Annotated in this window: 3 protein-coding genes; 2 read left to right on the top strand and 1 reads right to left on the bottom strand. The window is 47.7% G+C overall.

The window, feature by feature from the left end; translation table 11 throughout:
• The coding region (locus tag VIM87_RS23255; protein WP_331999321.1) for a lycopene cyclase domain-containing protein at positions 1–493 on the top strand (493 nt) is incomplete at its 5' end.
• Between the two features lie 114 nt (positions 494–607).
• Positions 608–1,573, top strand: coding sequence for an MBL fold metallo-hydrolase (locus tag VIM87_RS23250; RefSeq protein WP_331999320.1), 966 nt, complete (start codon positions 608–610; stop codon positions 1,571–1,573).
• Positions 1,574–1,793: 220 nt separating this feature from the next.
• Here VIM87_RS23250 and VIM87_RS23245 read toward each other — a convergent pair.
• Positions 1,794–2,189 (bottom strand): glycoside hydrolase family 76 protein (locus tag VIM87_RS23245; RefSeq protein ID WP_331999319.1); only part of this gene is annotated, 396 nt, incomplete at its 5' end.

The following is a 2,189-nucleotide window of genomic DNA, read 5'->3' as shown; positions in this document are numbered from 1 at the left end:
GTACATATACAACCTGCCGGTAGAAGAGGCATTATTTTTTGTATGCATCCCCTACGCCTGCCTTTTTTCTTACCACTGTATAAAAGTGCTTTGGCTAAAACAGCGCAGCTACCGGCAGCTGAGCAACATTATATCGGGCATTATCATTGTGCTGCTGGCGGCAGCTATCTTTTTCTTCCACAACAAAGCCTATCCGCTGGTAACAGCTGTGCTGCTGATGGCTTTTGTTCTTTACAACGCTTATGTAAAAAAACAGGCGTGGATGGGGGCGCTGTATATTTCCTATGGTGTAATGCTGCTGCCTTTCCTGATCGTGAATGGCTTGCTCACCGGCTCGTGGATACCTGCCCCGGTAGTATGGTACAATTCAGCAGAGATCATCGGTACACGCATACTCACCATCCCGGTAGAAGATGTTTTTTACGGCTTGTTAATGGTAGGCCTGAATACCCTGGTCTATGAATACCTATTAAATCGCCATACTGTTACTTAATGTCCTCATTAATGATGTTTGTGATAGCCGAACCCCTCTCCTGCTGCAGTATATGCATGCTTTTTGATCTATGCCCTGTATAACAAGGCATTCACTCCCATAAAATTCTGCTTTATGAAAACAGAGCAATTTAAACCGGTACAAAAAAAGCTGTACAACAAGTGGTTTTCAGTAGCGCCCGGTGTTTGGGGCATTAAAGATATTTTTGTGAACGTATACCTGATACATAGCGGCAACGCCAATCATTGGGTGCTGGTGGATGCAGGGCTGGCCAGCACCGCTGAAAAGATCCGCAAGGTATCCTCACACCTGTTCTGGCCGCAAACTGCGCCATCCGCTATTATTCTTACCCACGGGCATTTTGACCACACAGGTTCATTAAAAAAGCTGGCAGAGGAATGGGATGTGCCCGTGTATGCACATTACCTGGAAGCGCCTTATTTAACCGGCCGTTCAGCCTATCCGCCACCCGATCCAACAGTTGGGGGTGGATTAATGACCCTGGCATCCTGCCTGTTCCCTAAAAAGCCAATAGATATGAACGGGCGGCTGTTAATGTTACCGGAAGATGGTACTGTACCCGGCCTGCCTGGCTGGCGTTATATTCATACCCCCGGCCATGCGCCCGGCCACATCAGCTTATTCAGGGATCAGGATGGTGTGCTGCTGGCAGGTGATGCCGTGGTTACCACCCAACAGGAATCACTATACGCTGTTATGACGCAGGCCAGAAAAATGTCGGGGCCACCGCGGTATTTTACGTTTGACTGGCAGGAGGCAGCAAGCTCCGTTAACAAGCTGGCGGCACTGAAGCCGGAGATCATTGCCAGCGGACATGGCAAACCCATGAAAGGTAAAGCCATGCAGGATGAATTACAGCGCTTAGCCAGCAATTTTCAACAGGAAGCAACACCTGCTTCGGGCAGGTATGTAGATGATCCGGCGGTAGCGGGTGTAAACGGGGTGGAATATGTACCGGCTCCCAAACGTTCGGAGGTATTGATGAAAGCTGCCATGGCCTTGCTGGTGATAGGTATAGGCGCCGTAATGGTGCGTTATGGACTGAAGAAGAAGATCTGATAATAAAAGTGGCTGACTAAGAAGAATGTAAAATCATAAATGTAAAATTTAAAACCGACGAAGGAGGTTCATAGAGACCATTTAAAAGACTTTATGAACGAGATAAATGTAAAAGTAGAATGCTACGATTCCAGGTATAGGTTTATGTTCCGGCATTCTACTTTTACATTTGTGATTTAAGATTTTACATTTTACATTCTTTTATTCGCCTCACATATACTCACTTTTCCGGCGGGCATAGCTGCATAAGCATTACCGCGCTGCTGGCTTCATAGGATTGTATGTTACCTGTGGGGCAGGGAACTTTATAGTTCCGGTACGTAAGCCCCCGGTTTGCATCCCGGTTGCCCCAGGCAGTATTAATATTCTTTCGGATCCAGGGCAGGTACTGCGGCTGACCGGCATCCTGTACCAGCATCAGCATGTATTGCCCAAAAATGGCCTTTAACACGCCCTGCTCATTCCAGTCGCCTTCTGCCGGTAAAATACCGTCCTTATCACACATGGATTTTTGCGTGTAATCAGCGCCCAGCTTAGCCTGGTTCAGGTAAGCAGCATCGTTGGTGATCTTGTATAACATGGTGGCGGCGCCAATAAAGGTGCCCTGGTTATAGGT

This window comes from Chitinophaga sp., from assembly GCF_036569125.1.
In the GTDB taxonomy this organism is placed as follows: Bacteria; Bacteroidota; Bacteroidia; order Chitinophagales; family Chitinophagaceae; genus Chitinophaga.
This window is presented reverse-complemented; position numbering and strand designations above follow the sequence as displayed.

Coding starts and splice junctions, on each gene's coding strand:
- VIM87_RS23250 (WP_331999320.1), top strand. CDS start 608: ATGAAAACAGAGCAATTTAAACCGGTACAAAAAAAGCTGTACAACAAG.